This is a genomic window from Deinococcota bacterium, from assembly GCA_030858465.1.
Taxonomy (GTDB): Bacteria; Deinococcota; Deinococci; order Deinococcales; family Trueperaceae; genus JALZLY01.
On the sequence record JALZLY010000184.1, the window covers coordinates 1 to 5,464 of the forward strand.

General features: G+C 64.5%; 4 protein-coding genes. 1 reads left to right on the forward strand and 3 read right to left on the reverse strand.

What is annotated here, in order from left to right:
• The first annotated feature begins 487 nt into the window (after positions 1 to 487).
• Positions 488 to 1,846, forward strand: coding sequence for an SAF domain-containing protein (locus M3498_09500; protein MDQ3459515.1), 1,359 nt, complete (start codon positions 488 to 490; stop codon positions 1,844 to 1,846).
• Between the two features lie 56 nt (positions 1,847 to 1,902).
• Here the strand turns inward: M3498_09500 and M3498_09505 are convergent, their stop codons facing one another.
• The 3 genes from M3498_09505 to M3498_09515 form a co-directional block, all read right to left on the reverse strand.
• The gene (locus tag M3498_09505; protein MDQ3459516.1) at positions 1,903 to 2,802 is read right to left on the reverse strand and encodes a superoxide dismutase family protein; all 900 of its coding nucleotides are present in this window, start codon (positions 2,800 to 2,802) and stop codon (positions 1,903 to 1,905) included.
• Positions 2,803 to 2,948: 146 nt separating this feature from the next.
• Positions 2,949 to 4,466, reverse strand: a complete 1,518-nt coding sequence (locus tag M3498_09510; protein MDQ3459517.1) for a PQQ-dependent sugar dehydrogenase — start codon at positions 4,464 to 4,466, stop codon at positions 2,949 to 2,951.
• Positions 4,467 to 4,707: 241 nt separating this feature from the next.
• The coding region (locus M3498_09515) for an IclR family transcriptional regulator (GenBank protein MDQ3459518.1) at positions 4,708 to 5,464 on the reverse strand (757 nt) is incomplete at its 5' end.

Sequence of the window (5,464 nt, forward strand, 5' to 3'; positions counted from 1 at the left end):
ACCGCCGGAAAGCCCAGAGCCGCCGCGCCCCCGACCGCTACGGCGGTTTTCAGGAACTTGCGGCGCGAGACGCCGTCCTCCACTTGCTTTGGGGCGACCTCTTGCTTTGGAGCGACTTTCTTGGTTGCTTTCTTGCTCATCGACATCTCCTCGTGGTGATTCAAGAATGGTTGAGACAGCTCAAGCGGACAAGGCTGAGACAGCTTCTATTTCTATGCGCGGCTTCCTGAGGCATCACCTCCCGAGCGCTGGCGCCGACTAGGCGAAAGAAAGGTCGGCCAGCGAATTGTCAATATCTACTGGGGTCACAATACGGCAGCGCCAATCCCTTTGTCAATGGAATGTCAATGAATGTCAATGAATGTCAATGAAGGGCCAATGAAGGGTCAATGAAGCTCTTCCACCTTTCGCCTGACCGGGCACTCCACATGCTTATGCGCTTGCGGTTATACTCTTGCAGAGCTCAGGCTCTTAAGGGAGGAACATCATGGTGGCAGGAGGGTTGCGGCGGCGCTTGCAGGCTCGAGCACAGGCCGGCAGGTCGCTCAGGATAGGCGTGATCGGCGCGGGCAAGTTCGCCACCATGTTTCTCAGCCAGGCTTTGCGGCTGCCGGGGCTTCACGTGCTCGGCGTCGCCGACTTGTCGCTCGAGCGGGCGCGAGAGGCGCTGCGGCTGGCGGGCTGGCCGCGGGAGAGGACGGCGGCGGGGGGTTTCGCCGAGGCGCTCGAGTGGGGCAGCACCTGTCTGACGGAGAGTGGGGAAGAGCTTATCGCCGCCGAGGGCCTCGAGCTCGTCATCGAGGCGACCGGGGTGCCCGCCGCGGGCATTCGTCACGCGCTCATGGCCTTCGACAGGGGCCTGCACGTGGTCATGGTCAACGTCGAGGCCGACGCGCTGGCGGGGCCGCTCTTGGCCGAGCGCGCCGCGGCCGCGGGCGTCGTCTACAGCCTCGCCTACGGCGACCAGCCGGCCCTCATCTGCGAGCTGGTGGACTGGGCGCGGGCCTGCGGCTTCGACCCCGTCAGCGCGGGCAAGGGCAGCAAATACCTGCCCGAGTACCACCGTTCCACGCCCGAGACGGTCTGGGACTACTACGGCTTCAGCCAGGAGACGGTGGCACGGGGCGACTTCAACCCGCGGATGTTCAACTCCTTTTTGGACGGTACCAAGTCGGCCATCGAGATGGCGGCGGTCGCCAACGCCACCGGACTCACCCCTCAGCCGGACGGGCTGCGCTTCCCGCCCGCGGGCGCGGACAAGCTGGCCCGGGTCTGTCGCCCCGAGGCCGAGGGCGGCAGGCTCGCCCACAAGGGCACGGTCGAGGTGGTCTCGAGCTTGGAGCGCGACGGCCGAGTGGTCGCCAACGACCTGCGCTGGGGCGTCTTCGTCACCTTCGAGGCGGCCAGCGACTACGTGGCGCGCTGCTTCGCCGAGTACGGCCTGGTGACCGACGAGACGGGGCGCTACACCGCCATGTACCGGCCCTACCACCTGATTGGCTTAGAACTCGCTGTGAGCGTCTTGCGCGCGGGCCTGCTGGGCGAGGCCACGGGCAGCCCCACGGCTTTCAGGGGCGACGTGGTGGCGACGGCCAAGCGCGACTTGAGGGTCGGCGAAACTCTGGACGGCGAGGGCGGCTACTGTGTCTACGGCAGGCTGTTGCCCGCCGCCGCCTCCTTGCGGGCCGGGGCGCTGCCTATCGGCTTGGCCCACGGCATCGAGCTGACGCAGGACGTGAAGGCCGGCGAGACCCTGCGCTGGTCGGATGTCGCCTTGGGCCTTGATGACCCCACCGTTCGCTTTCGCAAGGAGATGGAGGCGCGTTTCGCCCGGTTCAAGGTGTAGACAGGACGCTCGAGCCCGTCGCCGCGAAGGCTGGGCTCGAGCCTTGAAAGCTACGGTTAACGTTCGGCCTGGACCTCTTCTATACTCACCGGACCGAAGTCGTTATTCCAGCTCGTGCGGATATACGTGGCTACCGCCGCGATCTGCTCGTCTGAAAGGTGGCCGAAGGGAGGCATCCCGCCGCCCCCATGGATGATCTGGTGGGCGACATGCTGCGTGTCCGCAAGGTCGCGGTTGCCCGCCAGCCGGGGATAGTCGCGTCCACCTGTGCCGCTTCTGCCGTGACAGGCCGCGCAGCTCTGCGCGTAGACTTGCTCTCCCTGCTGAGCCAGCTGCGCCTGGTCCGCTGGCTCAGCCTCTTCTTCCCCTTCAGTGTCTTCTTCTTGCGCCTGGGTCGCCCCCTGTTGCGTGTCCGCCTGTGCCTCGCCTTCGCGAATGACCACGCCGCAGGCGATGCGGTCGCCGCTCTCGCCCGAAGGATCGGTGATGTGGTCGTCGGCGTCTACATGGATGACCAGGGCGGCACCGTCCCCATCCAGGATCGACCTCTCCCCCTCATCCAGGCTGATGAGCAGCGTGGTCACCTCGTAGGAGGCGTTTCCGTCCTCGTCGACGTGGATGTTGGGCAGGTCACCGGCGTGCGGCCCACCGGGATTCAAGAGGCCGTGCTCGGCGTCCGTCGGATTGAAGTGGCCGCCGGCAGACTCGAAGTCGGGTGGTTCGCACTCGCCCGTCTCGTGAAGGTGGACGCCGTGCTCACCGCCGGCTGCGGCCTCTAGGCCCTCGAGCTCGACCTGGATTCTGACCGCACCGTCTTCGGTGCTCGAGAAGGTGGCGTGGCCAACTGTGTTGCCGTCGGCGTCTTGCAGTTCGGCTCTCGCCTGCGCCTCCTGCTGAGCTATAGCTGTGCTGCAGGCGATGATGAGACTGAAGATAAGGGCTAATACTTTGGTCATGAGCGGTTCTCCTGCATGGGGACGTGTGGGTCACTTGTTTATGGACTTGACCGAAAGGAGGGGTCCGCTTGAACCCCTCCATTAATTCCATATGACAATCCAATGACTGATGGTGACGACGGAGCGCGTTTGTCCTTTATGCTCCGCTAGCCTCCGCTGCCTTCCTCCTCTTCTTCGTCATCCTGCTCTTCACCCTCGAGCTGTTCCTCTACGTCGCCCTCACCCTCGCCTTCTCGCTCTTCCATTTCTTCAGCTCCCGCCGGCTCCCCCATGTCCGTCGTTGGAGCCGTCTCCGCGCCTTCGGGAACCTGATCGGCGTGCACAATGCGCCAGAGGACGCCGCTGGAGCCAGGGTTGACCGCGTAGTCGCGTGACCACTCGCACTCGCACGTAGTCATGTAGATGTTGCCGGCCTCGTCGTTGCCACCGCCGGTTGCCTGCATGCCGGTGTTGAGGAGGACTGCGTAGGCCCAGTTGCCTCCGTCATCGTGGCTGAGGCCCCAGACCTTGCCGGTGCAGTAGTCGGAGTTGAAGTAGACGCCGTTCAGATCCTCGAACTCGTCACCACGGTAGACGCCAAGGCCGGTGATCGAGCAGTCGCCCTCGTCGTGGTTGTACTCAGCTACCGGCAAGACGCCCACTCTCTGCTGCGGGTCCGCCGGTCGTTCGCCCGCCCGCGTGTACTCCTCAGGCGGATAGGGATGCGACCCTTCCATGAAGGGCCAGCCGAAGTTCATGCCGCCTTCACTGCCGCTGGGCACGAAGTTGATCTCCTCCCAGGCGTCCTGCCCGACATCGGTGACGTAGAGGTCGCCGGTTTCCGGATCGAAACCCGACATCCAGGGGTTTCTAAGGCCGTAGGCCCAGATTTCGGGTGCTGACTCGGGACGGTACTGCGCGGCGTCCTCGAGGCCGAAGCTGACCCGCCTGATGCCCGCCCCGGCAAAGGGGTTGTCGTCGGGGATGCGGTAGCCCCGCCGGGAATCCTGCTGGTTCACGTCGATGCGGGCAATCGAGCCGAGGATGGTGTTGACGTTCTGGGCGTTGGCGTGGGGGTCGCCAGCCAGACCGCCGTCACCCAGGTTGATGTAGAGATAGCCGTCGGGGCCGAAGTGAATCGTCCCGCCGTTGTGGTTGACGTAGGGTTGGGGCACGGCTAGCAGGAGCCGAGCGGAGTCCGGATCGGCCTGGTTGGGGTCGTCCGAAACCCGGTACTCTTCCACGAACGACTGGCCGTTGGTCACGTAGTCGCTGTAGTAGACGTAGAAGAGTCCGTTCTCACTGTAGTCGGGGTGAAAGGCCAAGCCGAGGAGGCCCTGCTCGAGAAAGTCGATCTTGACATTTTGGCTGATGTCTAAAAAGGGTTCGTCTAAGAGCTCGCCGCTCTCGTCCAAGATGCGGACGCGGCCTACCCGCTCGATGATGAACAGCCTGCCGCTGCCGTCACCTGCGTTGGCGACCTTGATGGGGTCGGTGAGGCCATCGGCGACCCTGACGAGCTGAATCGCGACGTTGCCGGGGAGTTGACCTCCAGGTGTCACCGTGGCTTGACCAGAAGTCTCCACGTCCGTCTCCTGGGTTGCCGTCTGGTCCTGCTGCCCAAAGGCATATAAGCCGAGAACCAAGACCGCCATGATCCGAACCGCTCTAAGCATTCTTCCCATCACCATTCATTCTCCTTTGTGAGGGGCAGCAGGGAGGGACACGCTGTCAAGCCTAAGATTGTAAGAAGATACACAAGAGTCCGTACAGGAGTGTCCGCAATGGTTGCTGACTTCCCTCAATCACTGCTATGGTTGCTCACGCTTAGGCTTCAGGCAGACTCCAAGAAAATCTTAAGCTTCTTTAAAAGCGGAACAAAGTTATCCAAATTACACTTCCAGCCTTTGGCAGTCGCCTTGGCACCTACTCGAGCCAGCCCAGCCGCGCTGAAATCTCCTTACCGGCCGCGCCTATGCTCCGGGCCAGCGCCTCGAGCCGCTCGTCACCCAGCCTCGCCACCGGCGCGGACACGGACAGGGCGGCCACCACCCCACCGTGACGGTCTCGCACCGGCGCGGCCACGCAGCGCACGCCGGGCTCGAACTCCTCTAAGTCACGCGCGTAGCCCCGCTCGCGGACCCGGCGGAGCTCCTCGAGGACCGCCCCCGGCTCGGTCAGGGTGGTGCCGGTAAAGGCGGCCAAGGGTGCCTCCTCGAGCAGCCCCTGCACCGCCCTCTCGTCCTGCCAGGCGAGCAGGACCTTGCCGACGCCCGAGGAGTGCAGCGGCGTGCGCGCGCCGATCTGGGTGAACATGCGCACCTTTTGCCGGCCCTCGACCTGGTAGATGTAGATGGCCTCCCTGCCGTCTTGCACGGCTAGGTTGACGGTCTCGTTGAGCTCGTCGACCAGCTTGCGCATGGGCGCCTGGGCTGCCTCGGGCAGTTGTCCCTTGGCGAGAAAGCCCGAGCCGACCTCGAAGGCGCGCACGCCCAGGCTGTAGCGGCCCGTCTCATGCGACTGCACCACGTAGCCGCGCTGGCGCAGGGTCTCTAAAATGCGGTGGGCGGTGCTGTAGGCCAGTCCCACCCTGTCGCCGAGCTCGGTCAGCGACAACTCGGACGCCTTGGCGAGCGCCTCGAGCACCATGAGCCCGCGGTCCAGCGCCCGCACCCGCTCCCCA

Excerpts from the sequence above, each read along its gene's own strand:
- M3498_09500 (MDQ3459515.1), top strand. The coding sequence starts at position 488 with ATGGTGGCAGGAGGGTTGCGGCGGCGCTTGCAGGCTCGAGCACAGGCC.
- M3498_09505 (MDQ3459516.1), bottom strand. The coding sequence starts at position 2,802 with ATGACCAAAGTATTAGCCCTTATCTTCAGTCTCATCATCGCCTGCAGC.
- M3498_09510 (MDQ3459517.1), bottom strand. The coding sequence starts at position 4,466 with ATGGGAAGAATGCTTAGAGCGGTTCGGATCATGGCGGTCTTGGTTCTC.